The organism is Rhodococcus sp. 05-2254-5, assembly GCF_002258575.1.
Lineage (GTDB): Bacteria > Actinomycetota > Actinomycetes > Mycobacteriales > Mycobacteriaceae > Rhodococcoides > Rhodococcoides fascians.
This window is the reverse complement of sequence record NZ_NOZG01000032.1, coordinates 57,827-83,113: the sequence shown is the minus strand read 5'-3', so window position 1 is coordinate 83,113 and position 25,287 is coordinate 57,827. Positions and strand designations below refer to the sequence as shown.

The window sequence follows — 25,287 nt, the reverse complement described above, 5'->3', positions numbered from 1 at the left end:
ACTACCGTTGCGCACATGGCCGCACAGCGCGCGAACAACAACCGTGCCTCCGCATCGGAGTACGACGACCTCGAAGGATTCGGCGTTGCAGTTGTCCGAGAGGACGGCAAGTGGACCGTGACGCCACTGTCCGACGACGCACTGACCAGCCTTTCGGCAGCAGAGACCGAATTGCGTGAACTGCGCAGCTCGGGAGCGGTGTTCGGACTGCTCGACGTGGACGAGGAATTCTTCGTCATCCTGCGTCCCGCACCCAACGGCACCCGCCTACTGCTGTCCGACGCGGTCGCCGCCGTCGACTACGAAATCGCCGCCGACGTCCTCGACGCACTCAACATCGAGATCCCCGACGTCGACCCCGACGAACTCGACGACATCGAACCCTACGAGGAAGGCGACCTCGCTCTCCTCGCCGACCTGGGCCTGCCCGAGGCAGTCCTGGGCATCATCGTCGCCGAGACCGACGACTACCCGGACGAACAACTGCAATCCATCGCCGAGCGCCTGGGCTTCGAGGACGAATTCGCCGCAGCGGTGAACAAGCTGCGGCGGTAACCGATGCCGCTGCCCGACGCGGACATGATCCGCGCAGCGCTGTCGGCCGCAGCCGAGGCATCGGACGCCGACGTCCCCGTCGGAGCCGTCGTGTACGACGCGTCGGGACGTGAGATCGCGCGAGCGTGCAATGCGCGGGAGGCGTCGGGCGACCCCACTGCGCACGCCGAAGTGCTCGCATTGCGTCGAGCAGCGGCCGTCCACGGAGATGGCTGGCGACTCGAAAACTGCACTGTGGCAGTCACTTTGGAGCCCTGCACCATGTGTGCCGGTGCTCTCGTTGCGGCCCGCGTCGGCACCGTGGTGTTCGGAGCCTGGGAACCGAAAACCGGGGCCGTCGGCTCGCTGTGGGACGTCGTCCGAGACCGTCGACTCACCCACCGCCCACAGGTGCGCGGGGGAGTGTTGGAAGCCGAATGCGCCGAAGTGCTGACGCAATTCTTCGCCCGCCAGAGATAACGATCTCGTCACGGGGTGGCCGGAATGTCCAACATTGGGGAGGGTGGAGGGCAGGGCGCAACGCTGCGCTCCGAACTTGCGAAGGAGACACTCATGGGACTCGACGACAAGATCTCGAACAAGACCGAAGACCTCGGCGGCAAGGCAAAAGAAGCCGTAGGTTCGGCAACCGGAGACAGGGACCTCGAAGCAGAGGGCAAGGGCGATCAGACCTCCGCCGCATTCAAAGACGGTGCCGAGAAGGTCAAGGACGCGGCCTCGAACATCAAGGACAAGCTCACCGGTAAGTAGTTGCCGGAGTGCAGCCTGCGGAATGACCCAAGGGATGCGCTCTGAGCAGGCGATTTAGCCTCAGGCCGTCATTCCGGTACAGTCTTCTGCGGTGGCGTGTCCGAGCGGCCTAAGGAGCACGCCTCGAAAGCGTGTGAGGGTTCACCCCCTCCGAGGGTTCAAATCCCTCCGCCACCGCCAAGACTCCCCACCCGATCCGTCGGGTGGGGAGTTTTTTGTGCGCGGGGTGGGGTGGTGGGGTGTTGCTCGGCAAACGCGCGCGCATTTGTCAGACGCGAGCGAATTTGCCACCGATTCGGGGTCTACTTCGCGCGCACCTGGCAAACGCGCGCGCGTTTGCGGGATCACCATGGCCCGGGCATCGAACCCCCAGGGCCCGGACGGGATCACCAGGGCCCAAGATCAGCAGGGCTCGGGCGGGATCGCCGGGCGGGTGTTTCGCGGCAAACTCGCGCGCATTCGTCAGACGCGAGCGAATTTGCCACCGATTCGGGGTCTATTTCGCGCGCACCTGGCAAACGCGCGCGCGTTTGCGGGATCACCAGGGCCCGGGCATCGAACCCCCAGGGCCCGGGCGGGATCACCGGGCGGGTGTTACGCGGCAAACGCGCGCGCATTCGTCAGATGCGTTCAGATTCGCCACCGATTCGGGGTCTACTTCGCGCGCACCTGGCAAACGCGCGCGCGTTTGCGGCGGTAGAGGGGCGGCGACCGACTCAGACGCTCAGCATTGCCCCGCGCCCGCGGCGTCGAGTCCCCGCAGAATTTCGCCTTGATCGGCCTCGGGCACCGTGGACCAACTCGGCGCGGTGGTCATTTCGCTGCGCAGACCCTCGACGGATTTTGCGCGATCGGAGATTCCGGTTTGCTCCAGTGCATCGATGGACGGGAGAAACTGGGTGCAGGTCTGACGGTAGAGATCGTCGCCGGTGACGCCTCCAGTTCCACCGGTCACCGCGGGGTCGGCTGGATCAGCGGCGGGCGGGGCCTCGGGAGCCGGGATGTCAGCGGGTGCATCGGCCGTCGGCGTGGCAGCTGCTGTGGTCGCCTGCGTCGTCGTAGCCGGAGCTGACGTGGCTTGAACAGACGTGGCCTGAACGGACGTGGTCGACGCGTTCTCGGTCGACGCGTCGTCGCCGCATCCGGCTACAGAGGTGGCCACGATCAGCCCGAGCAACCCGGTCGCGATCTTTCGTTTCATCGCCACTGTGTACCACCTGCGGCTCAGAGGAGTGTCTGCGCGCGCCCGGTGATGGTGCTCAATGCGGTGGACCAGGCGATGTGCTTGGGGTCCAAAAACGCTCCGTGTCCGGCTCCGGGCAGTACGACCAGCTCGGGGTCCGTGCTACCTGCGCGGGTGGCGGCGTCGACGTACACGCGGCTCTGGTTCACCGACACGGTCTGGTCCGCATCGCCGTGCAGCGCGGTCAACGGGACGTCGAGCGGGAGGTATTCGATGGGGGAGGCGATCTTGTATCGACCGGGAACGTCGTTGGGCATGCCGCCGAGGAATGCGGGCACGAACTTGTCGTTGCCGATGTTCGCCGCTCGTTTCATGTCGAACACCCCGGCCATGATGGTGGCACTGCGCGGTCGGATTCTGGGGTCCGCTCCCGGTGCGTCGATCGGCATCAGATGACGCGCAGCGACCCACGCGGCCAGCTGTCCGCCGGCCGAATGTCCGGCGACGTGCACTCGATCGAGGTCGAGTCGCCCGTCGGCGGCGTTCTGTACGACGGTTGCCAGTGCCTCGGTGGCGTCATCGACGTCGGTGAGGGTGTTGGCCCAATTGTTCGGACCGCGCCGATATTCGACGTTCCACACGGCGATGCCCTGGTCTGCGATGGCCTTGGACATCTGCTGGAAGTACGACAGATCGAGGTTCTCCTGCCATCCGCCGCCGTGAATCATTACCACCACAGGCAGTGACGTCGCAGTGTTGGCAGGCAGATACAGGTCTCCGATGTTGTCGGGTTCGTACCCGTACTTCAACCGTATGGGATCTCCGGTCGGTCCCGAAACGGGTTGCAGTGCAGCCGAATACGTCTCTGCTGTGCTCGGTGAGGATTCGGTGTCCGTGGAACTGCAGCCGACCAGCGTGACAGCGAGCAGGCCGGACAGGAAGTGGCGACGATTCACGTGCCCTGAGCCGTCCAATCGAGCAGCTCGGACAGCGACCAGGTGTTGATGACGCGATCGGCGGGAACGCCCTGGGCTTCGGCGCGGACACAGCCGTAGCCCTGCCAGTCGAGTTGGCCCGGTGCGTGTGCGTCGGTATCGATGGAGAAGAGGCAGTCGCGTTCGAGGGCGATGTCGATCAGGCGCTCGGGCGGGTCCTGGCGTTCGGGCCTGGCGTTGATCTCCACCGCGGTGCCGAACTGTCGGCATCCCTCGAACACCACCGGGGCGTCGAACGTCGACTCGGGCCGCTTTCCCCGGCCGCCCTCGACCAGTCGGCCGGTGCAGTGACCGAGTACGTCGACGTGCGGATTCGCGATGGCGGTGACCATGCGTTTCGTCATCGCCACAGAATCGGCCCGCAGGTTCGAGTGCACGCTGGCCACCACCACGTCCAGCTCGGCGAGCAATCCCTCGTCCTGATCCAGCGAACCGTCGTCGAGGATGTCCACTTCGATTCCGGTGAGGATGCGGAACGGCGCGAGTTGCTCGTTGAGCTCGGCGATGATGTCGAGTTGTTTTCGCAGACGCTCCGCACTGAGTCCGTTGGCGACCTTGAGCCGCGGTGAATGATCGGTCAGCGCGCAGTACTCGTGCCCGAGGTTCTTGGCGGTGCGCATCATCTCGTCGATGGGGCTGCCGCCGTCGGACCAATTGGAGTGGGTGTGCAGGTCGCCTTTGAGTGCGGCTCGTAGTGCGTTGTTGCCGATGGGTTCTGCGGCATCGCGTTGTTCGGCCAGGTAGTCCGGAACGTCCTGGGTCAGCGCCTGCCGGATGATCAGCGAGGTCTTGGCACCGATTCCGGCCAACGACGACCAGCTGTCCGCCTTCTCGTGCTCGGATCGCTGTGCAGGAGAGAGCGATTCGACGACATCCGCGGCTCGGCGGTAGGCCTTGACGCGATGGGTGTCCGAGCGCGAACGCTCGAGCCAGAAGCCGATCTCACGAAGTGCCTCCACCGGATCCATGAACTCCATTGTGCCTGGCACCACCGACACCTGCGCACGGGGTAATCGGACAAAATTCTCAGGGAGTTGCCAGGTCGCTCACTCCCCATGGGCTTGAAGCTGCAACTATCATCGTCGGTCATGACCAAGAAATGGTGGACAGTCGGCGTCGTTGTCGTAGTGCTCGTGGCCCTCGGGCTGTATTTCGGCCCCAAGATCTACGCGTCCTTCCAGGAGGACGACGCTCCGGCGGCGACCGTCGACACCTCCGGTGCGCAGGCCGCCACCACCGACGATCTGAACGGCACCTGGACGGTGACGGCAGGCGATGCGTCGAACAAGACCGCGGCCGGCTACACCGTCGACGAGGTGCTCAACGGATCGGACGTGACCGTCGTCGGGTCGACGCCCGAGGTCAGCGGCTCGGTGACCGTGGCGGACAATTCGTTGACCGCCGGTGAGGTTGTGGTGCAGACCAATTCGATCACCACCGACAGTGACCGTCGAGACGGTCAGTTCCGCGGCAACATCTTCGACACCGCCACATATCCGACGGCGACGTTCACCATCGACCAGCCCGTCGACCTCTCGTGGTTGCCCAAGGACGGCACCACCCAAACCGTCACGGCGGAAGGCACATTGACGCTCAAGGATCAGACGCGTCCGGTGTCGGTCGAGATGGAGGTGCTGCAGTCCGGTGACACGCTCATCGCGTCGGGTGCAATTCCGACGACGTGGTCGGACTACGGCATCGAGCCGCCGTCGCTCGGTTTCGTGACCGTCGAGGGTTCGGGAACGGTCGACTTCCTGATCAATCTGAGTCGGCAGTAGCCCGTTCTCGTGGGGCCGCCGGTGTCCATCCCGGCGGTCCGACGACGTATCCGACGCGTTCCTTCCATGACCTCGATGCCGCGACATCCCGTGCGATGTTGCGGTATTCGTGTGTTTGGAGCGTCCAGATGTTGAACGTGTCGACGGGCTTGGTCAGCCCGTAGTTCGGTCGCTGCACTTCGTCGGCGTAGCTGCCGAACAGGCGGTCCCAGACGATGAGGATGCCGCCGTAGTTCTTGTCGAGGTACTGCGGATCGCGACCGTGATGGACGCGGTGGTGCGAGGGCGTGTTGAAGACGAACTCGAACGGTCGCGGCAACTTGTCGATCCGTTCGGTGTGTACCCAGAACTGGTAGACGAGATTGATCGAAAAGCCCACGAACACCATCCACGGCGGCATCCCCAGCAGCGGCAGGGGCAGCCACATGATGATCTCGCCGCTGTTGTTCCACTTCTGCCGCAGCGCCGCGGCGAAGTTGAAGTACTCGCTCGAATGGTGAGCCTGATGGGTCGCCCAGATCAGTCGGGTTCGGTGCGCGATGCGGTGGTAGCCGTAGAACAGCAGATCGACGCCCAGGATCAGGATGACCCACGTGTACCAGGCATCGGCGGGCAGATGCCACGGCGCGATGTAGACGTAGATGGCCGTGTAGCCGATCAGGGCCAGCGCTTTCCACGCAGTCGTGGTTGCGATCGAAACCAAACCCATGCTCAGGCTCGCCCGTGCGTCCCGGGCCGAATACGCGCCGGGGGTTCCGTCTTCGAGTTTCTTCGCCGCGATCCACTCGATCGCCAGCAGTAGCGCGAACGCGGGGACGGCCAGGGCAACCGGATCCCGCAGCGGTTCGGGTAGCGAGTTCCACGCCGATGCGAGTTGGTCCCTCATGTGTACAGCCTTCCGTGCGTGACACTGCTGTTCGAAGTGTAACGACAGAATGGTGATCGTAGTCTCGACGCGTGAAAATTCGTAGCCGCCGTTCCGGGGGAATGGCGTTCTGTGTGACCGCGCTGGCGACGGTGCACGAGGCCGACGGGTATCCCGCACTGTGGCCCGAGGATCCGGCCGCCTGGTTGCACTCGGCAACGCAGGTCGCCGCATGGGTAGCGGAGTCGAATGACCGGATCGTCGGCCACCTGGCACTCGACCTGGTCGACGACGGGCTGATGGTCTCGCGATTGTTCGTTCGTCCCGAGTGCCGGGGCACGGGCGCAGCCGCGGCCTTGTTGGACGCCGCAGTGGCGTATGCGGCAGAACGGTCCGTTGCTATCGAACTGCACGTGGAGCAGGGCTCGGCTGCGGCGATTGCGTTCTACGAGAAGTCAGGTTGGATCAGGACCGGTACCGCGCCCGCGGACTGGGTGTTGCCCGACGGGCGCAGAGCCGTCGAACATCGGTACGTACCCGGTCGCTAATTTCCTATCAAAATGATAGGAATTGAATCGTGCACATCACGGCGAAAGCGGACTACGCGGTGCGGACTCTCGTCGAGCTCGCCGCGGTCGGCGGCCGAGCACCCGCCAAGGCCGAGGCGCTTGCCGCCGCTCAAGGGATACCGCACAAATTTCTCGAGTCGGTGCTCTCCGACCTGCGTCGCGCCGAGTTGGTGCGAAGTAGAAGGGGACCCGACGGCGGATACTGGCTCGCGCGGGAGGCGTCGAACATTTCCGTCGCGGACGTGATGCGTGCCGTCGAGGGGCCGCTCGCATCGGTGCGCGGGCAACGGCCCGAGGATGCGCAGTACGCCGGTCCCGCCGAGCCGTTGACGCGGGTGTGGCTGGCCGTCCGGGTCAATCTGCGTGCGGTTCTCGAATCCGTATCGCTGGCGGACATCGTCGACGACGACCTCCCGGATTTCGTCGGAGAGCTGATCAGCGAGCCGACCGCATGGTCCCGTCGATGACCTGAGTCACAGTCGGACGCCGATGTGGCGCGGTCGTCAATATTGCACAGCTCTGCAAACTTGCCGAGCTGTGCAACTTCCGTATGTTGGACAGGGTGACCACCCCGACCGGCCTTCGCGATCAGAAGAAGGCAGCCACCCGCGACGCCCTCGGCATTGCCGCGGTCCGTCTGGGAAAAGAGCACGGACTCGATGCCGTGACGGCCGACGCCATCGCACACGAAGCCGGAGTGTCGACCCGAACGTTCCACAACTACTTCTCCAACAAGGAAGAAGCGGTACTCCACAACATCGAGGCCTCGGCTCTGGAATGGTTCGAGCTGCTTCGCGCCAGACCCGAGGCCGAGCCCATCTGGGATTCGTTGCAGCACATCGCCGTCAACCTCGTCGCCGACCCCGGCCGCGACCTCGACGACACATTCGCCGCAGCACGACTCATCGAGGCCAACCCGGCGCTGATGGCACGCAAGCTCGAAATGCACCACTCGCTCACCCGCAAACTCGGCGAGGCAATCGCCGAACGCACCGGAACCGATATCGATTCCGACCTCTACCCCAACCTGCTGCAAATGGCAGTCGGCGGTGCCGTGACCGCCGCACTGAACCTGTGGATCAACGACCCCGGCGGAGAGAATACTCCGAAAGCACTCGTGGAGAACGCATTCCAACAACTCCGCGCCGGAATCCCCGAGCCTGTGGGTCATTCCGCAGGCTCCACTCCCGCGCCCGAATCTCGCCAGCACGTATCCGATAACAACCGAGGAGCCTGACAGTGGCCACCTATCTGTACCGAATCGGCAGATTCGCCTACCGCCGCAAGGGGGTCGTCCTCGGCCTCTGGCTCGTCATTCTGATCCTGGCCGGAGTGGGCGCAGCCACGCTGTCCGCGCCTACCGTCAACTCGTTCAGCATCCCCGGAACGCCTGCTCAGGCCGCATTGGATCTGCAGAAGGAACGATTCGGCGGAGCCGAGGATCCCCTTCAGGCCGTCAACGCCGAGTACGTGTTCCAGGCACCCGACGGTCAGTCGCTCGATACCCCGCAGTACACCTCGGCCATCGACGCCACGATCGCCGAGATCGAGAAGGTCGATGCGGCCAAGCCGGCGGAAGGCGCTCCGCCGCTTGCCGATCCGGTCGAGGCGAACAAGGCCATCGTGCAGCAGTACACCGACGCAGCCGCCGAGGCAGGAACGCCGGCCGACAAGGTGGCAGCCGACGCGGCAGCCACGTCGCCGTTGAGCCCCAACGGCAACGTCGGCACCGTCACGGTTCCGATCAACGTCGAGCTGGCCGACGTCACCGACGCGATTCGCAGCGATCTCGATGCCGCAGCGCAACCCGCGCGTGACGCAGGGCTGACCGTCATCCTCGGTGGCACCGTCGCCCAGGAGAACCCGTCGCCCGGTGGAAGTTCGGAGATCGTCGGTCTTGCCGTCGCCGCCATCGTGCTTCTCATCATGTTCGGCTCCGCCGCCGCTGCCAGCCTGCCGCTGATCACCGCGATCGTCGGTATCGGTATCTCGAGTCTGGCCATCACGACGGCCTCCGGGTTCGCGAGCCTGTCCTCGTTCACCCCGATTCTCGCGATCATGATCGGGCTCGCCGTCGCAATCGACTATTCGCTGTTCATCCTGGCGCGCTACCGGCACGAGCTCACGCTCACCGACAACCGCGAAGAGGCAGTCGGGCGGGCGGTCGGTACCGCCGGATCGGCTGTGGTGTTCGCCGGCGCGACCGTGCTCATCGCCCTCGTCGCCCTGCGCGTCGTCGGCATCCCGTTCCTGTCGCAGATGGGTCTGGCAGCAGGCTTCGCAGTGTTCGTCGCAGTACTCATCGCCCTGACGTTCCTGCCCGCCATGCTCGGCGTCTACAAGGGCAAGGCCTTCGCGGGCAAGCTCAAGTTCGTCAACACCACCGACCCGGAGGACCCGAACGCAACCCCCACCAACGGTCTTCGGTGGGCACGGTTCCTGGTCAAGAAGCCGGTCCTCGGCCTCGTCGGAGGCATCGTGCTGCTCGGTGTCATCGCGGGCCCGACCACCGGGCTGTCGCTGGCTCTCCCGTCGATCGCCACCTCGGACCCGTCCACGCCTGCCCGTCAGGCCTACGACATCACCGAAGAGGCATTCGGGCCGGGACGTAACGGACCGCTGCTCGTCATCGCCGACGCGTCCGACGTCGCCGAGGCAGACCGCACCGCGTCCTTCGGCAAGGTCATCGAGACGATCACCGCACAATCCGACGTCACGAACGCACAGATCGTCGCCGTCAATCCGGCGGGTGACACCGCGCAGATACTCGTCACCCCGTCGAGCACACCCAACAGTGACCAGACGAAGGCGCTCGTGACCAACCTGCGCGATGCCGAGAGCGGATTGCAGGAGAGCTCGGGCGTCTCCTACGGAGTGACGGGCGAAACCGCGATCGGGATCGACATCTCGGAGCGGCTGCAGAGCGCGCTGATTCCGTACCTGGCCGTGGTCGTCGGACTGGCGTTCGTGCTGCTGATGCTGGTGTTCCGCTCGATTCTGGTGCCGCTGACGGCAACGGTCGGGTTCCTGCTCAGCGTGCTCGCCACCTTCGGTGCGACGGTGTTCATCTTCCAAGAGGGCGGGCTCGGCATCATTTCCAACCCGCAGCCGATCGTCAGCTTCATGCCGATCTTCCTCATCGGTGTGGTGTTCGGCCTCGCGATGGACTACCAGGTGTTCCTCGTCTCGCGCATGCGTGAGGAGTTCGTGCACGGCGCGGCCGCCAAGGACGCCGTCGTCAACGGCTTCAAGTACGGCGCACGCGTGGTCACCTCGGCAGCGGTCATCATGATCTCGGTGTTCGCCGCCTTCATCGCCGAGCCGGACTCGTTCATCAAGTCCATCGGCTTCGCATTGGCCGCCGCCGTCTTCTTCGACGCGTTCGTCGTCCGTATGGTGCTGATTCCGTCGGTGATGGCGCTACTGGGCGACAAAGCCTGGTGGTTGCCGAAGTGGCTGGACAAGATCCTGCCCAACGTCGACATCGAAGGGGCCAAGCTGAAGACGGCCCCGGAGAAGCGCGCGTAGTACTCGCGTCGCAGCTGAGTGGCCGAAGATTGCTCGTAATACTCGAAACGGAGAGACTGTTATCCATGTGTACGAGTAATCTTCGGTCATCATGCTGATCCCCCTTCTGCGTAGGTTTCTCGCCCCGTACAAGCTGCCGATTCTCTGCTTGGTGCTGTTGCAGCTGATCGCCACCCTCGCCGCGTTGTTCCTCCCGAGCCTCAACGCGGACATCATCGACAACGGTGTGACCGTCGGCGACACCGGCTACATCCTGTCCGCCGGCGGCGTCATGCTGTTGATCTCGGCAGTACAGATCATCAGCTCTGCCGCAGCGGTGTTCCTCGGTGCACGCACGGCCATGAGTGTCGGACGCGACCTTCGCGGAGCAATCCTCGAACGCGTCGGCACGTTCTCCGCCCGCGAGGTCGGAAAATTCGGTGCTCCGTCACTGATCACCCGCAACACCAACGACGTGCAGCAGGTGCAGTTGGTGATCATCATGGGATTCACCATCGTGGTGATGGCTCCCATCATGTGCATCGGCGGAATCGTGATGTCGCTACGCGAGGACATCGGCCTGTCGTGGATTCTGCTCATCGCCGTGCCCGGCCTCGCGCTCGCGATGGGCCTGATCATCGTTCGTATGGTGCCGGCCTTTCGCTCCATGCAGAAGCGCATCGACGCGGTCAATCGCGTACTACGCGAACAGATCACCGGTATTCGCGTCGTGCGGGCGTTCGTTCGCGAACAGTTCGAGGTCGACCGTTTCGGCGCAGCCAACACCTCGTTGACCGAGACGGCACTCAAGGTCGGCCGGCTGATGGCCCTGATGTTTCCGACCGTCATGCTCATCAGCAACGTCACCAGTGTCGCCGTCATCTGGTTCGGCGGTCACGCCATCGACAACGGCACGATGCAGATCGGTTCGCTCACTGCGCTTCTGAGCTACATCATGCTCATCCTGATGTCGGTGATGATGGCGTCGTTCATCGCGATGATGGTGCCGCGCGCATCGGTGTGCGCCGATCGCATCAGCGAGGTTCTGGCCACCGAATCTTCGGTGGTGCTGCCCGAGAATCCCCGGACGTTCGTGTCCTCACCGGGCACGGTCGAGCTCGTCGGGGCCGAATTCTCCTATCCCGGAGCCGAATACCCGGTGCTGTGCGGGGTGAATCTGACTGCCGAGGCAGGCAAGGTCACCGCCATCATCGGTGGTACCGGATCGGGTAAATCGACTCTCGTCAATCTGATTCCACGGCTGATGGACGTCACCGGCGGCCAGGTGCGGGTCGGCGGTGTCGACATTCGCGAACTCGATCTGGACCTGCTGCGATCTGAGATCGGATTCGTGCCGCAGAAGCCGTACCTGTTCTCCGGCACCATCGCCAGCAATCTGCGGTACGGCAAGGCCGACGCCACCGACGCGGAACTGTGGGAGGCGCTCGAGATCGCCCAGGGAGCCGACTTCGTGCGCGCGATGCCCGACGGCCTGGAAACCGCCGTCGCGCAGGGCGGCACCACGGTGTCGGGAGGTCAGCGTCAACGACTGGCCATTGCCCGGGCGCTGGTACGCAAGCCCAAGATCTACCTGTTCGACGACTCGTTCTCCGCTCTCGACCTCACCACCGACGCGAAACTGCGTGCGGCGCTGCGGCCGGTGACGCGAGATGCATGCATGATCGTTGTGGCTCAACGGGTGTCGACCATCGTCGACGCCGACCAGATACTCGTGCTCGACGACGGAAAGCCGGTGGGCGTGGGTAACCACGAGCAACTGATGGCCACCTGCCCCACCTACGCCGAGATCGTCGACTCGCAGCGGCAAGTTGCAGGTGCACTGTGACCGACACCGACACCACCAAGGATTCCGCAGCCAAGCCCTCTTTGGAGAAGAAGAAGGGCAGTCGCGTCGCGAAGGCACTGCCGGCCACGAAAGCCAAGAACTTCAAGGGCTCGTTCAAACGCGTCATCGGTTTGCTTGCTCCGGAACGATTCCTGCTGAGCCTGATGCTCGTGCTGGGAATCGTCAGCGTGGTCCTCAGCGTGGCTGCGCCGACCGTCCTCGGGCACGCCACCAACCTCATCTTCAACGGAGTCGTCGGCGGAGATCTCGAACCGGGGCAGACGAAAGAGCAAGCGGTCGACGGCCTTCGGGCCGCCGGTAACGACACCGTCGCCGACCTCGTCTCGGGCATGGACGTGACGCCCGGTGCGGGAATCGATTTCGGTGCCGTCGGAACGGTATTGCTCTGGGTTCTCGCACTATACGTAGTGTCTGCACTGCTGGCATGGGCTCAGGGCTACATCCTCAACATCGCGCTGCAGCGTCGAATTCTGTTGCTGCGCGGCAGCGTCGAGGCCAAGGTGCATCGCCTGCCGCTGCAGTACTTCGACAACAATGCCCGAGGCGAGACGCTCAGCCGCGTCACCAACGACATCGACAACGTCTCGACCAGCCTGCAGCAGACACTGAGCCAGCTCATCACCGGCATCCTGACCGTGCTCGGCATCCTCGGCGTGATGATCTGGATCTCGCCGTTGCTCGCTCTGGTTGCGCTGCTGACGATCCCGGCCTCGTTCCTGGTGACCGCGCTGATCGCCAAGAGGTCGCAGCCGCACTTCGTGGCGCAGTGGAAGCACACCGGCAAGCTCAACGCGCAGATCGAAGAGACCTACACCGGCCACGAGATCGTCAAGGCGTTCGGTCGCCAGGCGGAGGTGGAACGCGAGTTCGGTGACCGCAACGAGAAGCTCTTCCAAGCAGGCTTCCGAGCGCAATTCATCTCCGGTCTGATCATGCCGATCATCATGTTCCTCGGAAACATCAACTACGTCGTCGTCGCCGTTGTGGGCGGCCTTCGCGTGGCGTCGGGAACATTGAGCCTGGGCGAAGTGCAGGCATTCATTCAGTATTCGCGGCAGTTCACTCAGCCGCTGTCGCAGGTCGGCGCAATGATCAACCTGATTCAGTCCGGAGTCGCGTCCGCCGAACGCATCTTCGAGGTGCTCGACGCCGACGAGGAAGACCCCGACGTCGTGCCTGCGTCCAGCCCGACGGAGCGACGCGGACGCGTCGTGTTCGACGACGTCTCGTTCAGTTATTCGCCGGAGCAGCCGCTCATCCAGAACCTTTCGCTCACAGCGGATCCGGGACATCTGGTGGCGATCGTCGGACCGACCGGTGCCGGCAAGACCACACTGGTCAACCTGATCATGCGGTTCTATGAGATCGATTCAGGCCGAATCACACTCGATGGCGTCGACACTCGCAAGATGACGCGCGACGAGTTGCGTTCGCGAACCGGCATGGTGTTGCAGGACACGTGGTTGTTCGGCGGCACCATCCGCGACAACATCGCCTACGGTGACCCGACCGCCAGTGAGGAAGAGATCCTCGAGGCAGCTCGGGTGAGCTACGTCGACAAGTTCGTGCATTCGCTGCCCGACGGATACGACACGATCATCGACGAGGAGGGCAACAACGTCAGCGCCGGTGAGAAGCAGCTCATCACCATCGCCCGTGCCTTCCTGGCCAAGCCGCTGATCCTGATCCTCGACGAGGCCACCAGCTCGGTGGACACTCGCACCGAACTGCTGGTGCAGAAGGCGACGGCAGCGCTGCGCAACGACCGCACCAGTTTTGTTATCGCGCATCGTCTCTCGACCATCCGTGACGCCGACACCATCGTCGTGATGGAAAACGGCAGCATCGTCGAGCAGGGCAATCACGAGGAATTGCTCGAGGCCAAGGGTGCGTATTACCGGCTCTACAGCAGTTAGGCGGCTGGCGCCGCACGTGAGTGGAAACTCGTAGTGGGCTACGAATTTCCACTCACAAGCGGCGAAGCCGCATACTGACGCGGTGAGTTCTTCCAATTTCGGCTTCGATATCGGCACCCGGCTCGACGGCGAGCTCGGCCGCACCGGCACCATCCACACTCCGCACGGCGACATCGCCACCCCGGCGTTCATTGCGGTGGGGACGAAGGCGACCGTCAAAGCAGTGCTGCCGGAGGCGATGAAGGAACTCGGCGCTCAGGCGGTACTCGCCAACGCGTATCACCTGTACCTGCAGCCGGGCTCGGACATCGTCGACGAGGCCGGTGGGTTGGGCAAATTCATGAACTGGGACGGGCCCACGTTCACCGACAGCGGCGGCTTCCAGGTGATGTCCCTCGGTGTCGGGTTCAAGAAGGTCATCTCGATGGACGCCTCACGAGTGGAGTCCGACGACGTCATCGCCGAGGGCAAAGAGCGATTGGCCCACGTCGACGACGACGGAGTCACGTTCAAATCCCATCTCGACGGCTCCAAGCATCGATTCACTCCCGAGGTGTCGATGCAGATTCAGCATCGGCTCGGTGCCGACATCATGTTCGCGTTCGACGAGCTGACTACCTTGATGAATACCCGCGGGTATCAGGAGAAGTCGGTCGACCGCACCCAGGCATGGGCGAAGCGATGCGTCCTCGAACACGAACGCCTCACCGTCGAGCGTGCCGACAAGCCGTACCAGGCGCTGTTCGGAGTGGTGCAGGGTGCGCAGTACGAGGACCTGCGACGCAAGGCCGCGCACGACCTCGAGACCATCACGGGGGACACGGGCCGTGGGTTCGACGGCTACGGAATCGGCGGCGCACTCGAGAAGCAGAACCTCGGCACCATCACCCGGTGGGTGAACGAGGAACTGCCCGAACACAAGCCGCGCCACATGCTCGGGATCAGCGAGCCGGACGACTTCTTCGTCGCGATCGAGAACGGTGCCGACACCTTCGACTGCGTCAATCCCTCACGGGTGGCGCGCAATGCGGCGATCTACGTGCCCACGGGCCGCTTCAACATCAACACCGCGAAGCATCGACGCGACTTCACCCCGATCGACGAGAACTGCGACTGCTACACCTGCGCGCACTACACCAAGGCCTACATCCATCACCTGTTCAAGGCGAAGGAGATGCTTGCCTCGACGCTGTGCACGATTCACAACGAGCGATTCACGGTCAAGCTGGTCGACGACATCCGTGCTTCGATCGAGCAGCAGCGATTCACCGAGTTCAAGACGGAGTATCTGGGCCGGTTCTATGCGTCGAAGACTGCCTGAGCTGATCCTCCAGCTCCGAAATGCGCTGTAGCAGTTCCTGTTCTCGCTCGGCGGCCTTGCGCTGGTAGACCTCGGAGAGGTCCGCGAGGTAGTTCGCGTCGTAGCGGGGAATGATGCTGCGGGTGCAGTTCCAGTCGAAGGCCTCGACGTCGATGACGACGCTGCGCTCGCAGGTGGCGGCGACGGTCAGGTCGCCGATCTTCCTCAGTCTGTCCAGTAGTTCGGGATCATCCGCGGCCTCGACGGTACGTGCCCGTCCGTAGAGCTTGAGGCGTTGGCGCAGAGGATAATCGACCAAGAACACGGCGACGCGATCGTCGTGATCGAGATTGGCCGCCGTGACGTACTGATGGTTGCCGGCAAAATCGGCGAAGCCGAGTGTGCGGTCGTCGAGGACTTGCAGGAACCCCTTCGGTCCGCTTCGATACTGAATGTAGGGCCAGCCGGTCTCGGCAACAGTGGCGATCTGGAACTGATCCACCGCGCGGATCATGGCCTTCTCGCGAGTGTCGAGAGACATCGGACCGTCGTCGGGTCGCTCGGTCTGTGAGCCGTAGGCGGTGTAGCTGCCGTCGACCTTCTGTCTGGCAATCGCAGCAGGACCGAACATCAAATGGTGATAGTGGTTGCTCTGCGGCATCTCACGGTGTCCTGGGATCGGTCAGCTCGGTCTGCATCGTGTTGACGAGCTCGCCGACGAAGCTCTCGAACTCCGCGAGCATGTCGGGTGGGTACCGGGCCATCATCGTGTCGAGACGGTTACCCAGGGGGCCGAAGAACTCGTCCGCCATCTCGTGCACGCTGGCCCCGCTTCGCAGTGTCACGGTACGTCGATCGGTGCCCTCTCTTGTACGCCGGACGTGTCCAGCCCGTTCGAGTCGGTCTATCAGTGTCGAGGTGGCCCCTGAGGTGAGTTGCACACGCTCTGCCAGTCGAGACGGGGACAACGGGACACCGCGTTCTTCGGCGTAGACGATCTCCATCAGCGCTTCTCCGTCGGTGGGATGCAGTCCGGACCACTGGGCGAACTGTCGGCTGAATTGATTGAAGGCGGATCCGTACATTCGCAGCGCCTCCATCAGGCGGGTTCGTTGTTCGGCAATCTCGGACCGATCGTCGCTCATCGAATCGCCTCGCTTCTCCGGCATGGTGCCCCGAGTGCACGGAGCTGCGTTGACAATCTACCGATCCTCGATATAGCTTCACCATAAAGTAACTTTACCGTGGAGGTATTGGAATGACGATGTCCCCTTCGTTGCGCCGTTGGCTCGGTCTGATCGCTATCGCGCTCGGTGTCGCGCTCATCGTGGTCGACACCACGATCGTCAATGTGATCGTGCCGTCGATCATCGATGATCTCGGCGTCGATTCCGGTCAAGCGCAATGGATTCAGGAGTCCTACGCCATCGTCTTCGCCGCGCTGCTCCTGCTGGTCGGCCGCATCTCCGACATCGTGGGTGCACGAAGAGTCTTTGTGACAGGCGTCGTTGTCTTCGGAACCTCGAGTCTGTTGGCCGGTGTAGCCACGAGTGGTGAGTTGTTGATCGGAGCCAGGTTCCTCCAAGGTGTGGGAGGTGCGCTGATCCTGCCGACGTCGTTGGCGCTACTGAATGCGACGTTCAGCGGAAAGGCCCGTGGCCAGGCGTTTGCGGTGTGGGGCTCGACAATCGGAGCTGCGTCGGCCCTCGGCCCACTCCTCGGTGGCTGGCTTGCGGAACACGCATCGTGGCGTTGGGCGTTCGGCATCAACCTCCCCCTCGTCGCCCTGATTCTCGTCGCTTCGCTGTTGTTCATCGATCGGTCACCGCGTGGCTCCGGACGAATCGACTCACTCGGTGCGGTGCTGTCGATCGCCGGACTCGGACTGTTGGCGTTCGGGCTCATCGAAGGGCGCACATACGGCTGGGTTCTGTCCACGGAGCCATTCGAGTTGTTCGGGGCAACCTGGGGTGTGGGCGTGTCCGTAGTGTTCGTTTCGTTGACGCTGTCCGTATTATCGTTGGCGGCCTTCGGTGTTCGACAGCGAGCCCTCAGCCGCGACGCTGATACGAACAAGGCCTTGATGGACACCCGACTGTTCTCCATCGCTTCGTTCCGCGGTGGCAATATCGCGACACTGCTGATCGGACTGGGTGAGTTCGGAATCATCGCCGTACTACCGTTGTGGCTGCAATTCACATTGGGATACAGCGCAGTCCAGGCCGGTGCCATGCTCGTTCCCATCGCTATCGGCAGCTTCGTCGCCAGCGGGGCGAGCTTCGCCCTCGCAGCCTCGCTGTCGCCGTTGAACCTGGTTCGGATCGGGCTGGGCCTCGAGGTGGTCGGGCTTGCCGGGCTGGGGTTCGTTGCGGCGGTGGATAGCCGGTGGTGGCATATCGCGATCGTGTTGTTCTTCTATGGAATCGGTGTCGGATTCGCAACTGCTCAGGTTACGAACGTCGTTCTCGATGACGTGCCCGCCGCCAGTGCCGGTCAGGGATCCGGAATTCAGAGTGCGTTCCGGCAACTCGGCTCCGCGCTGGGCATCGCGGTGCTGACGACGACCTTCTTCACCACTCTCGGCTCGCAGGTACGTGAATCGCTCTCGGGAGTTCCGGATGCCGAGATGCTGGCGCGGTCGATCAGCGACAGTGCAGGCGGAGCTATCGCCGGATTTGCGAGCCGCCCCGAAACGGAGTTCGTCGCCGACGCCGCACGCAACGCTATGACGCACGGGGTCAACCTGGGAGGTTTCATCGCAGCCGGATTCGTTGCGTTCGGACTGCTTGCCACCGCACTGATTCCGAACCGACCAGCGCAGTCGGTACCGCCGAGCGACGCGCACGAGGGTGTCACAGCATGACGGCGTCGGGTGGCGACGAAAGGGATGAGGATCAGGAAAGCGCTCGTCCGGCGACGTTTCTGGACATGTTCGTTGCAATGGATGCCGCCCTCCGCAACCCCGACAACGACGGGATCGAAAGCAGGACCCGCTGACCCGTGGTACTACTGAATGTGTAGTACTTCGTGATGCAGTGGGGGGGACCACCATGTTCGACGACGCCATACCTGTGAGTTCGTCCCAGGCCGACATCTGGCTGGCGCAGCAGTTCATGCCCGCCGTACCTTTCTCCATTGCGTACTTCGTGGACATCGTCGGTGCCGTCGATGTCGATGCCTTGGTCGCCTGCGGTAGCCGGGCGCATCGCGAGTTCTCGTCGTCGACCATGCGGGTTTTCGAGGTCGACGGCACTCCGATGCAGCGATTCGTGGCCGCGGAGACCGAGGCGGTGGAGATTCTCGACTGCCGTGGACACGACCGTCCGGAAGAGAGAGCCCAACAGTGGATGAACGACGACTGCCGAACGCCCTTGTCGATCTACGGCCAGCTGGTGAGACTGCGCGTCCTCCGCGTCGAGGACGATCGCGTGTTCTGGTACACCAGAGCGCACCATATTGCGCTCGACGGCTATGCCTCGATGAAGGTGCTCGAGCGGGCGGCGGCCCTGTATGCGGCCGTCTGTGACGGCGTCGAGCCGCCGCGGATCGATCCGACGACTCCGGCGGCACTGCTCGCCGAGGACGAGCGCTACCGCGCATCTGCCCGTGCCCTGCGCGATCGGGCGCACTGGGAGTCCGCTGACCTGGGCTACGGCGCACCGTGGGGCCGGAGTGCTCAGCCTGCGTCGGTGCCGATCGTCGTCGGGGAGGATCGGTCGATTTCTCCGACCGCTCGGGGTCATGCCACGTCGACCGTGGTGATCGCGGCGCTCGCCGCCTTCCTCTCGCGCATGAACGATGTAGACGACGTCGATCTGTCGCTGCCGGTCTCGGCGCGGCCGACAGCAGTGCTGCGCGGAGCCGGGTCGTCGTTGTCGCATGTGGTGCCGTTGCGGTTGCCGGGCGTCGGATCGGCAACGGTGAACAACGTGATCAAGTCGGCCGAGGTGGCGATCGGTGCCGTCCTCCGACACCAGCGCAGCAGGCCGCCGGTATCCGAGAGCGGGAATGCTCTGCACGCAGGGCGTTTCGGTCCGACCATCAACGTGATGATGTTCGCGAACACCGTGGCCGTCGGGGACTTCGACGGCGAGATCAACATTCTGACCACGGGCCCGGTCTCGGATCTTGCCGTCAACATCTATCCCGGTCGAGGCGGAGCTCGTCCGCGCATCGACTTCGAAGCCAACCCTGCCGCGTACACGCCGAGCGACCTCGCTCGCCACCACGAGCGGTTCCTGTACTTTCTCGATCGTTTCGGCGAATCCGGTTGCGGGGACACCGCGGTGGCAGACCTCGACCTGTTCCTGCCCGGAGAGCCCGATGCAGTGCCCGCATCGGTGGGCGCGACCGTGGTCGAGCGTGGATCCCTGAACGACGTGTTCTCGACGGCAATTGCACAGCACGGCAATCGAATTGCGATTCAGGATGCAGATGTCTCGGTGACCTATGCAGAGTCGGCCGCGAGAGTCGACACACTTGCGTCCATATTGCGTGCCCGAGGAATCGGTACCGAGGATCGGGTCGCCGTGCGCATCGGCCGGTCCGTTGCGGGGATCGTCTCGTTCTGGGCAATCGCACGAGTTGGCGCGGTCTATGTTCCGGTCGACCCGAATCACCCCCGTGAGCGAGCCCAGTTCGTGGTGCGGGACAGCGGTGCGGTGTTGGGCCTGTGCACGGGCGGCGGCGGCGAGTTCGGTGGCGTGGAGTGGCTGGACCTCGATGCCGTTGTTGCAGAGGGAGGCTTGGACGACGTTGCCGCGCCGACGGCACCAGGTCACGCGGCGTACGTCATCTACACCTCCGGGTCCACCGGCACCCCCAAAGGCGTCGTTGTCACCCACGGTGGCATCGCCGCTCTGGTACAACAGATCGGGAGCAGCTACCACCTCGACGTCGAGTCACGAGTCTGTCACCTCGCCTCGCCCGGATTCGACACCGCCATCGTCGAGGTGCTGGCCGCGGCAACCGCGGGCGCAGCAGTGGTGATCGCGCCGGCAGGCAGCTACGCGGGTGCCGAACTGACGGAACTGATTGCTCAGCAGGCAATTACACATCTGCTCATCACGCCCTCGGCGCTGGCCACGTTGGATCCCGCAGCGCTGTCGGGTGTCGGGACCATCATCATCGGCGGTGAGGCGGCGCCGCAGGACACGGTGGACCGCTGGTCGGTGCGTCGCCGACTGCTCAACGCCTACGGCCCCACCGAAACGACGTGCAGTGTCACGATGACCGCGCCACTGACTTCGGGTAGCGCGGACGGAATCGGTCGAGCCATGGTGGGGGCGGTGATTCACCTTCTCGATCGCACTCTGCGGCCCGTTCCGTCGGGAGCAGTCGGCGAGATCTACATCGAGACTCCCGGCGTCGCGCGCGGATATCTCGGCCGCACCGCGGACACAGCGGCACGCTTCGTTGCGAACCCGTTCGGCAGCAATGTGAGTCGGATGTTCCGCAGTGGAGATCGGGCGCGTCTGCGCGGCGACGGCACGCTCGAGTTTCTCGGTCGCACCGACGATCAAATCAAGATCCGGGGAAATCGCGTCGAACTGGGTGAGGTCGACGCGGCGTTGCGGGCTTGTCCGAACGTCGCTGCGGCATCATCGGCTTTGCGCCGCAGTCACACTGGAGATCTGCGTATCGACGGGTACGTGGTGGCCGCACCCCACGGACACTTGCTCGACACCGAGCGCATCCGCCAGGATCTCACCAGGCGCTTGCCTGCCCACATGGTGCCGTCGACGCTCTCTGTTCTCGACGAGATTCCGCTGACGATCAATCGGAAGGCCGACCGCGGCGCACTTCCTGCGCCGGACCTCACCACGTCGACGACCGGCGCCCGAACCGAGCCGGCCGGTGCCACCGAGGAGATGGTGGCGGCAGCGTTCGCGCGTGTGCTCGGCAGGGGCGGCATCGATTGCGCTGCTTCGTTCTTCGACCTCGGAGGCGACTCGCTGGCGGCGACCAGGGTCGCGTCGACGGTGCGGGCCGAGGCCGCGGTGGACATCGGTGTGCGTGACCTCGCCGGTGCCCCGTCCGTTCAGGCCTTGGCAGCATGCGTAGACGAGCGTCGACTCACTGGACGGCAGCAGAATTCCCGGCCCGAACGCGGAACGTCGGCGAGAGTATCCGCAATCCCACTCGCGCCGCAGCAACGCCACATCGATCGAAATGCGCAGCTACCTCTGTACAACCTGCCGTTCACGGTCACGATTTCCGGGGAGTTCCACTCGGCGGCGGCCTCGCAGGCTTTGACCGACCTGATCGATCGACACAGCACCTTGCGCACGCGGTACCCGGATGTCGACGGGGTTCCGGCGCAGTTCGTCGAGCCGGATTCGGCGAGGGCGGTACCGAACCTCGACGTTGTCGACTTCGACGACGCCGCAGTGGTGGAGACTCTCGAGCACCCCTTCGACATGCGCAACGAGTTCCCGATCCGAGCTCGACTGTTCGCAGTAGCGCCCGGTCATCACGTGCTCGCGTGCGCCGTCCACCACAGTGCAGCGGACGGTTGGTCGCTGGGGCTGTTGGCGTCGGACTTCGTCATGGCCTATCACGCCAGGATTGCCGGCAGCGCACCCACGTGGGCCGAATTGCCGCTCCAGTACGCCGATTACAGCGTCTGGGCTGCCGAGCGCGACGTGTCGGGCGATCTCGACTTCTGGCGCGCGGAGTTGGCGGACACACCCGGCTCGAGGGATTTGCCGTTGGACCGCCCTCGCATGCAGGACTGGAACTTCTCCGGCGCCCGCACCTCGCTTCGGTTCGACGCGGACGCCACCGAGAGAATGACCGATCTGGCACAGCGCTGCGGGACAAACCGATTCACCGTGCTGCGCGCAGCGCTGTTGATCCTGCTCGCCCAGACGACGGAATCCACCGACATCGTCGTCGGAACCCCGGTTGCCGGTCGAGACGACCCGAGACTCGAGCAACTCGTCGGTACCTTCACCAACACCGTCGCCATCCGGACGAACATCGCGGCCGCATCGACCGTCGAGGACGTCGTGCAGTCGGCCCGAGCGAGTGAACTACTGGCCTTCGACCATGCATCGGTGCCGTTCGAGGATGTCGTCGCCGATCTCGCTGCTGACTCGGTGGATGGGCGGCACCCGATCTTTCAGGTGGCGCTGTCGTTGGACGTTTTTGCGACCCAGACGCTCACTATGGGGGACGTTTGCTTCGAGATCACGCCTCGGCCGATCGACATCGCCAAATGTGACCTTCATTTCCACGTCACCGAACATCGAGACGGCGAAGATAAGACAGGAGTGGAGCCCGCGGAACGACCCAGGGGCGCTATCGAGACTGCGGTCGATATCGTGTATCCCACGGCATTGTTCGACGCGAATACCGTTGTCGCACTGGGGCAGCGGCTCGAGCATATCGTGCAGGCGATGGTCGCAGGACCGAGCTCGCCGTGGCGAGATATGACAGCACGCGAACCGTCGGCGCAACTACTACATGGTGTGTAGCATGTGCGGTGCGTGACGTGCACGCGACTTCGAAGCCAGCAGGAGAACGCATGTCCACCTTCAACGGCCTACCGGCCCACATTCTGCTCGTTCACTTCATCGTGGTCCTGGCACCGCTCACTGCGATCCTCGCTATCGCCGCCAGCATCTGGTCCGGTGTACGCAGCAGGCTCGTGTGGCTCATCGCAGCCCTGGCGGTGTTCACGCTGGTGCTGACGCCGCTGACGACCGAGGCGGGCGAGTGGCTCGAGAAGCGCGTACCCAAGACCGCGGCGGTCGAACAGCACACCGAGATCGGCGACTGGATGATCTACTTCTCCGTCGGCCTGGTGATCGTCGCCGCGGCCCTCGTGTTCCTGCATCTGCGTGAGCGTCGAGGTAACGCGCCCGTCCGGTGGCAGTCCATTGCGGTGGTGGTGTTGGCAGTAGTGATCGGAGCGACCACAATTGTCCAGGTGTACAGAATCGGTGAGTCCGGCGCTCGCGCCGCGTGGGACGACGTATCGGCGACGGCCGGCGATGAGTGAGCCCGAGCCGAGCCTGCACGAGCACGAACCGCACGGAGCTCTCTCCGGTCGACTGAACTGGTTACGGGCCGGGGTGCTGGGTGCCAACGACGGGATCGTCTCCACCGCCGGTCTGGTCGTCGGTGTCGCGGCCGCCACCACCGACCGTGGGTCGCTGCTGACCGCGGGCGTTGCCGGCCTTGTTGCGGGAGCGGTGTCCATGGCACTCGGGGAGTACGTCTCGGTGAGCACACAACGTGACGCCGAGCGTTCGCTGTTGATCAAGGAGCGCCGGGAACTCGACGAGCAACCCGAGCAGGAACTGGCGGAGCTCGCGGCACTGTATGAGGCCAAGGGCCTCTCGGCCGACACTGCTCAGACCGTTGCTCGCGAACTCACCGAACACGATCCGTTTGCCGCACACGTGGACGTCGAATTGGGAATCGACCCCGATGCGCTGACGAATCCGTGGCAGGCGGCCGCGTCGTCGGCGGTGTCGTTCATCAGTGGTGCGCTCTTGCCGTTGCTCTCGATCCTGCTTCTGCCTGCTTCGCAACGTATTCCGGTCACATTCGTCGTCGTGTTGCTGGCTCTGGCGTTGACCGGAACTATCAGCGCACGCCTCGGTGGCGCGCCGAGTCGCCCGGCGGTGACTCGAATCGTGATCGGTGGTGCGATCGCGATGGCCGTCACCTATGCGATCGGCCAACTGGCGGGCGTCGCAGGCATCTGACCGAGGTCAGCGGAAGATCGAGGTGGCGACTTCTCCGGTTTCGGGTGCCACCACATCTTGGACGACGTCGAACAACGCCGCCGAGATGACGGTGAACGCGAGGACGAGAACCATTCCGGCGGCGAGGATTCCGCGATCGGGGTGGTGTCGTGGTGGTTCGCTCAGTGCCTGTACGCGGCGCACGACGTCGCCGCCGGTACTGGCGAGAGTGTGGGTTCCCTGGTCGAGATGGCTCCGAAGCAGAGCAGTTCTGGCGATGGCAGACAACGCATCTCGACGGCCGAGCGCCGCGGCGCTCTCGTCTGCTTGACGCTCCGCCGCGTGCCGCACCTTGGCGGTCAACGGCCCGAGAATAGGATCGATCAGGGCTGCGATCTCGCACATCTGGATCCACACGCTGTGACGGTGCCGCAGGTGAGCGCGCTCGTGTTCGATCACCGCATGTAACTCGTTGTCCGACAGCGCTTCCGCCAAACCGGTGGTGATCACGACGGCACCTCCACCTGAGGGGACGGCAAAGGCGTCGGGAACATCGGAGTCGACCACGACGATGCCGCCTGTCGCCCGCGCCTCGTCACCGAATTCGGATGCGATGGACGCACCGACCAGGGCGCGTCGAACATGGCGAGCCACCTCGACCGAGCGCCAGAACATCCACGCGCAGATCACAATTCCCAGCGACACCCACACAACCTGAGCCGACGCGAGAAGAACCGCGGCAAGCGCTGCGAGGGAAGCGGCAACCGCAAACGCGGTGACCATCGACAGGATGGGGAGCAGAACCACGGCGGTCGACGGGTTGAGTCGGCGGTCGACGTGCTCGGCTCCGAATCCCAGCAACAGCGACAGCACCCACGGCAGCACGGCCACGACCAGTAGCAGGGTCATCGATGCTGCTCGGCTGCGTCCGACTTGGCCAGCAGTTCTCGCAGCGTGGCCTCGTCCTCGGGGTCGAGTGCGGCCACGAAGCTGGCCAGTACGTCGGCGCGTTCGGCTCTCGCGCCGAGTTCGGTGCGCATCCGCATCGCGGCCCGAAGTGCGGGGATTTCGTCGACCGGGGCGTTGAGGGTGTAGACGTACGACCGTCCTCGGCGCTCGCGATCGACGAGGCCTTTGCCGTGCAAGCGCACCAGAGCGGTCATGACAGTGGTGTGGGCGAGATCCGAGCCCAGATGCTCGCGCGCTTGGGCGACCGAGAGTTCCGTGTGCTCGCCGAGCAGATCGAGGATCGACTCCTCCAGCTGTCCGGACGCTCTTCGCACTGCGATTCCTCACTCGATTCGGC

24 protein-coding genes and 1 tRNA gene are annotated in these 25,287 nt (G+C 64.2%); 17 read left to right on the top strand and 8 right to left on the bottom strand.

Annotated elements, in window-relative coordinates; genetic code table 11:
* The first annotated feature begins 15 nt into the window (after positions 1–15).
* The 4 genes from CH278_RS24435 (at position 16) to CH278_RS24420 (ending at position 1,485) form a co-directional block, all read left to right on the top strand.
* Complete coding sequence (locus CH278_RS24435; protein ID WP_027494611.1) at positions 16–555, top strand: tRNA adenosine deaminase-associated protein; 540 nt, start codon at positions 16–18, stop codon at positions 553–555.
* A gap of 3 nt (positions 556–558) precedes the next feature.
* Entirely contained in the window at positions 559–1,014 is a 456-nt protein-coding gene (locus CH278_RS24430; RefSeq protein WP_094623070.1) for a nucleoside deaminase, read from the top strand.
* A gap of 93 nt (positions 1,015–1,107) precedes the next feature.
* On the top strand, positions 1,108–1,305 hold the full coding sequence (locus tag CH278_RS24425; protein WP_032399361.1) for a CsbD family protein: 198 nt from the start codon (positions 1,108–1,110) through the stop codon (positions 1,303–1,305).
* Between the two features lie 90 nt (positions 1,306–1,395).
* Positions 1,396–1,485: transfer RNA gene (locus CH278_RS24420), tRNA-Ser, on the top strand.
* 544 nt (positions 1,486–2,029) lie between these two features.
* Here the strand turns inward: CH278_RS24420 and CH278_RS24415 are convergent.
* From CH278_RS24415 to CH278_RS24405, 3 genes are read right to left on the bottom strand one after another with little or no spacing between them, the layout of a single operon-like run.
* Positions 2,030–2,506: a hypothetical protein gene (locus CH278_RS24415; protein ID WP_094623069.1), complete on the bottom strand. Its 477-nt coding sequence runs from the start codon at positions 2,504–2,506 to the stop codon at positions 2,030–2,032.
* A 23-nt stretch (positions 2,507–2,529) separates the two neighbouring features.
* Positions 2,530–3,444 (bottom strand): alpha/beta hydrolase family protein, encoded by a 915-nt coding sequence (locus CH278_RS24410; RefSeq protein ID WP_032385942.1) that lies wholly within the window; start codon positions 3,442–3,444, stop codon positions 2,530–2,532.
* Positions 3,441–4,451, bottom strand: a complete 1,011-nt coding sequence (locus CH278_RS24405; RefSeq protein WP_032367806.1) for a PHP domain-containing protein — start codon at positions 4,449–4,451, stop codon at positions 3,441–3,443. Before CH278_RS24405 ends, CH278_RS24410 begins: the two co-directional genes overlap by 4 nt.
* Positions 4,452–4,571: 120 nt before the next feature.
* Between CH278_RS24405 and CH278_RS24400 the strand changes: the two genes are divergently transcribed.
* Positions 4,572–5,261 carry a YceI family protein gene (locus CH278_RS24400; RefSeq protein WP_094623068.1) on the top strand — a complete coding sequence of 230 codons (690 nt, stop codon included), beginning with the start codon at positions 4,572–4,574 and terminating at the stop codon, positions 5,259–5,261.
* Here CH278_RS24400 and CH278_RS24395 read toward each other — a convergent pair.
* Positions 5,242–6,147 carry a sterol desaturase family protein gene (locus tag CH278_RS24395; protein WP_032367804.1) on the bottom strand — a complete coding sequence of 302 codons (906 nt, stop codon included), beginning with the start codon at positions 6,145–6,147 and terminating at the stop codon, positions 5,242–5,244. The genes CH278_RS24400 and CH278_RS24395 overlap by 20 nt on opposite strands.
* Before the next feature lie 71 nt (positions 6,148–6,218).
* On the opposite strand from CH278_RS24395, the gene CH278_RS24390 reads away from it, so the two are divergent.
* From CH278_RS24390 to tgt, 7 genes are all read left to right on the top strand, one after another.
* A complete protein-coding gene (locus CH278_RS24390) occupies positions 6,219–6,674 on the top strand; it encodes a GNAT family N-acetyltransferase (protein WP_218828731.1) in 456 nt (151 codons plus the stop codon).
* Positions 6,675–6,703: 29 nt separating this feature from the next.
* Positions 6,704–7,162, top strand: coding sequence for an RrF2 family transcriptional regulator (locus CH278_RS24385; protein ID WP_027494603.1), 459 nt, complete (start codon positions 6,704–6,706; stop codon positions 7,160–7,162).
* Positions 7,163–7,245: 83 nt separating this feature from the next.
* Complete coding sequence (locus CH278_RS24380) at positions 7,246–7,932, top strand: TetR/AcrR family transcriptional regulator (RefSeq protein WP_032408419.1); 687 nt, start codon at positions 7,246–7,248, stop codon at positions 7,930–7,932.
* Positions 7,933–7,934: 2 nt separating this feature from the next.
* A complete protein-coding gene (locus CH278_RS24375; RefSeq protein ID WP_094623067.1) occupies positions 7,935–10,223 on the top strand; it encodes an MMPL family transporter in 2,289 nt (762 codons plus the stop codon).
* A gap of 91 nt (positions 10,224–10,314) precedes the next feature.
* Positions 10,315–12,048 carry an ABC transporter ATP-binding protein gene (locus CH278_RS24370; RefSeq protein WP_027494600.1) on the top strand — a complete coding sequence of 578 codons (1,734 nt, stop codon included), beginning with the start codon at positions 10,315–10,317 and terminating at the stop codon, positions 12,046–12,048.
* A 41-nt stretch (positions 12,049–12,089) separates the two neighbouring features.
* Entirely contained in the window at positions 12,090–13,985 is a 1,896-nt protein-coding gene (locus tag CH278_RS24365) for an ABC transporter ATP-binding protein (protein WP_032368030.1), read from the top strand.
* 82 nt (positions 13,986–14,067) lie between these two features.
* Positions 14,068–15,306 (top strand): tRNA guanosine(34) transglycosylase Tgt, encoded by a 1,239-nt coding sequence (tgt, locus tag CH278_RS24360; protein ID WP_032368643.1) that lies wholly within the window; start codon positions 14,068–14,070, stop codon positions 15,304–15,306.
* Here tgt and CH278_RS24355 read toward each other — a convergent pair.
* Entirely contained in the window at positions 15,260–15,946 is a 687-nt protein-coding gene (locus CH278_RS24355; RefSeq protein WP_094623065.1) for a pyridoxamine 5'-phosphate oxidase family protein, read from the bottom strand. The genes tgt and CH278_RS24355 overlap by 47 nt on opposite strands.
* Before the next feature lies 1 nt (position 15,947).
* Positions 15,948–16,430, bottom strand: coding sequence for a MarR family winged helix-turn-helix transcriptional regulator (locus CH278_RS24350; protein ID WP_032368029.1), 483 nt, complete (start codon positions 16,428–16,430; stop codon positions 15,948–15,950).
* 113 nt (positions 16,431–16,543) lie between these two features.
* Between CH278_RS24350 and CH278_RS24345 the strand changes: the two genes are divergently transcribed.
* From CH278_RS24345 to CH278_RS24330, 5 genes are all read left to right on the top strand, one after another.
* A complete protein-coding gene (locus CH278_RS24345) occupies positions 16,544–18,148 on the top strand; it encodes a DHA2 family efflux MFS transporter permease subunit (protein ID WP_032367798.1) in 1,605 nt (534 codons plus the stop codon).
* Complete coding sequence (locus tag CH278_RS27720; RefSeq protein WP_155288368.1) at positions 18,145–18,282, top strand: hypothetical protein; 138 nt, start codon at positions 18,145–18,147, stop codon at positions 18,280–18,282. Before CH278_RS24345 ends, CH278_RS27720 begins: the two co-directional genes overlap by 4 nt.
* 74 nt (positions 18,283–18,356) lie before the next feature.
* Positions 18,357–22,763: an amino acid adenylation domain-containing protein gene (locus CH278_RS24340; RefSeq protein ID WP_256991917.1), complete on the top strand. Its 4,407-nt coding sequence runs from the start codon at positions 18,357–18,359 to the stop codon at positions 22,761–22,763.
* 50 nt (positions 22,764–22,813) lie between these two features.
* The gene (locus CH278_RS24335; RefSeq protein WP_094623063.1) at positions 22,814–23,290 is read left to right on the top strand and encodes a DUF2231 domain-containing protein; all 477 of its coding nucleotides are present in this window, start codon (positions 22,814–22,816) and stop codon (positions 23,288–23,290) included.
* On the top strand, positions 23,283–24,002 hold the full coding sequence (locus CH278_RS24330) for a VIT1/CCC1 transporter family protein (RefSeq protein ID WP_032368639.1): 720 nt from the start codon (positions 23,283–23,285) through the stop codon (positions 24,000–24,002). Before CH278_RS24335 ends, CH278_RS24330 begins: the two co-directional genes overlap by 8 nt.
* A gap of 6 nt (positions 24,003–24,008) precedes the next feature.
* Here CH278_RS24330 and CH278_RS24325 read toward each other — a convergent pair whose 3' ends face one another.
* Complete coding sequence (locus tag CH278_RS24325; RefSeq protein WP_032368638.1) at positions 24,009–24,890, bottom strand: M56 family metallopeptidase; 882 nt, start codon at positions 24,888–24,890, stop codon at positions 24,009–24,011.
* Entirely contained in the window at positions 24,887–25,264 is a 378-nt protein-coding gene (locus tag CH278_RS24320; protein ID WP_094623062.1) for a BlaI/MecI/CopY family transcriptional regulator, read from the bottom strand. The genes CH278_RS24325 and CH278_RS24320 overlap by 4 nt, the downstream gene beginning before the upstream one ends.
* Positions 25,265–25,287 lie beyond the last annotated feature (23 nt).

Bases quoted from the DNA above. Each gene is read 5' to 3' on its own strand.
- CH278_RS24435 (WP_027494611.1), top strand. From the start codon at position 16: ATGGCCGCACAGCGCGCGAACAACAACCGTGCCTCCGCATCGGAGTAC.
- CH278_RS24430 (WP_094623070.1), top strand. From the start codon at position 559: ATGCCGCTGCCCGACGCGGACATGATCCGCGCAGCGCTGTCGGCCGCA.
- CH278_RS24425 (WP_032399361.1), top strand. From the start codon at position 1,108: ATGGGACTCGACGACAAGATCTCGAACAAGACCGAAGACCTCGGCGGC.
- CH278_RS24415 (WP_094623069.1), bottom strand. From the start codon at position 2,506: ATGAAACGAAAGATCGCGACCGGGTTGCTCGGGCTGATCGTGGCCACC.
- CH278_RS24405 (WP_032367806.1), bottom strand. From the start codon at position 4,451: ATGGATCCGGTGGAGGCACTTCGTGAGATCGGCTTCTGGCTCGAGCGT.
- CH278_RS24400 (WP_094623068.1), top strand. From the start codon at position 4,572: ATGACCAAGAAATGGTGGACAGTCGGCGTCGTTGTCGTAGTGCTCGTG.
- CH278_RS24395 (WP_032367804.1), bottom strand. From the start codon at position 6,147: ATGAGGGACCAACTCGCATCGGCGTGGAACTCGCTACCCGAACCGCTG.
- CH278_RS24380 (WP_032408419.1), top strand. From the start codon at position 7,246: ATGTTGGACAGGGTGACCACCCCGACCGGCCTTCGCGATCAGAAGAAG.
- CH278_RS24370 (WP_027494600.1), top strand. From the start codon at position 10,315: ATGCTGATCCCCCTTCTGCGTAGGTTTCTCGCCCCGTACAAGCTGCCG.
- CH278_RS24355 (WP_094623065.1), bottom strand. From the start codon at position 15,946: ATGCCGCAGAGCAACCACTATCACCATTTGATGTTCGGTCCTGCTGCG.
- CH278_RS24350 (WP_032368029.1), bottom strand. From the start codon at position 16,430: ATGAGCGACGATCGGTCCGAGATTGCCGAACAACGAACCCGCCTGATG.
- CH278_RS24345 (WP_032367798.1), top strand. From the start codon at position 16,544: ATGACGATGTCCCCTTCGTTGCGCCGTTGGCTCGGTCTGATCGCTATC.
- CH278_RS27720 (WP_155288368.1), top strand. From the start codon at position 18,145: ATGACGGCGTCGGGTGGCGACGAAAGGGATGAGGATCAGGAAAGCGCT.
- CH278_RS24335 (WP_094623063.1), top strand. From the start codon at position 22,814: ATGTCCACCTTCAACGGCCTACCGGCCCACATTCTGCTCGTTCACTTC.
- CH278_RS24330 (WP_032368639.1), top strand. From the start codon at position 23,283: ATGAGTGAGCCCGAGCCGAGCCTGCACGAGCACGAACCGCACGGAGCT.
- CH278_RS24325 (WP_032368638.1), bottom strand. From the start codon at position 24,890: ATGACCCTGCTACTGGTCGTGGCCGTGCTGCCGTGGGTGCTGTCGCTG.